Source organism: Methylobacterium sp. B1, assembly GCF_000333255.1.
Lineage (GTDB): Bacteria > Pseudomonadota > Alphaproteobacteria > Rhizobiales > Beijerinckiaceae > Methylobacterium > Methylobacterium fujisawaense.
The window spans coordinates 1-971 of record NZ_BACT01001056.1 but is presented as its reverse complement, the minus strand read 5'-3'; the positions used below and the strand labels follow the sequence as shown (position 1 = coordinate 971).

At 71.7% G+C, this 971-nt stretch carries 1 protein-coding gene; it reads right to left on the bottom strand.

Annotation, left to right across the window (positions count from 1 at the left end):
* Window positions 1–111: 111 nt before the first annotated feature.
* Window positions 112–876, bottom strand: a complete 765-nt coding sequence (gene rutB / locus I53_RS29350) for a pyrimidine utilization protein B (protein ID WP_043357750.1) — start codon at window positions 874–876, stop codon at window positions 112–114.
* Window positions 877–971 lie beyond the last annotated feature (95 nt).

The following is a 971-nucleotide window of genomic DNA, read 5'->3' as shown; positions in this document are numbered from 1 at the left end:
CTGCGCCTCCCGCACGCGACCTTTCGGCCGGCCCTTGCAGCTTGCGCGGGAGGCCGCAGCGCGGCGGCGTTCGGGCACCCTGCCGGTCACCCGCCCGGATGCGCGATGCACTTATCCGGCCAGGTCGACGCCGGCAGCGTCAACCGCAAGCGGGTGAAGGCGCCCCCGAAGGGCCCTCTCGAAGGCGGGGACGTCCGAGACCCAGCCGAAGAAGGTCTCGATATTGGCGAGCGCCGCGTGGTGCAGGCTCTCCGGCCCGGCCTGGTGCGTGGCGTCGGCCAGCACGATCCCGAAATACTCCCGGTGGAACCCGTCCCGCAGGGTCGACTCGACGCAGACGTTGGTGGCGATGCCGGTGAAGACCAGCGTGGTCACGCCCCGGGCCCGCAGGGTGCTGTCGAGGGGCGTGTTGTAGAAACCGCTGTAGCGCGGCTTGCCCATCACGATATCGCCGGGCTCCGGCCTCAGGGCGTCCACCAGCGCGTAGTCCCAGGATCCCTTGGCGAGAAGCTGCGTGTTCGCTTCAGGATTCCGGCGCATCGTCTTGAGGGCGTTGGATTTGTGCCAGTTCGGCGAGCCCGGGCTTCCGGCCTCGACATAGGCCGGGTCCCAGCCGTTCTGGAACCACAGGACCGGGATGCGGGCGGCCCGGGCCGCCGCCACCGCCCGGGCGATCCGGGCGATCACCGGGCCCGTGCCCGACACGTCGAAGCCGGCCCGGTCGAGATAGCCGCCCGGGCTGGCATAGGCGTTCTGGACGTCCACGACGATCAGGACCGTGGTCGCGGGATCGAAGGCGATCGGCTCCGGGCGGGCCGGCAGGATGACGCCGCCGTGGCGGCCGTTCGGGTCGCGATATCCGGCGGGGGCGTCCATCAGGCCACCTCGGGCAGCGGCGCCGCCGTCACGTGCCGGCGCGACCGCATCAGCGGTTGGATCCGCGTCCCGAAGGCGTCGAGGCCCTGAGGAAG

Coding starts and splice junctions, on each gene's coding strand:
- rutB (WP_043357750.1), bottom strand. CDS start 876: ATGGACGCCCCCGCCGGATATCGCGACCCGAACGGCCGCCACGGCGGC.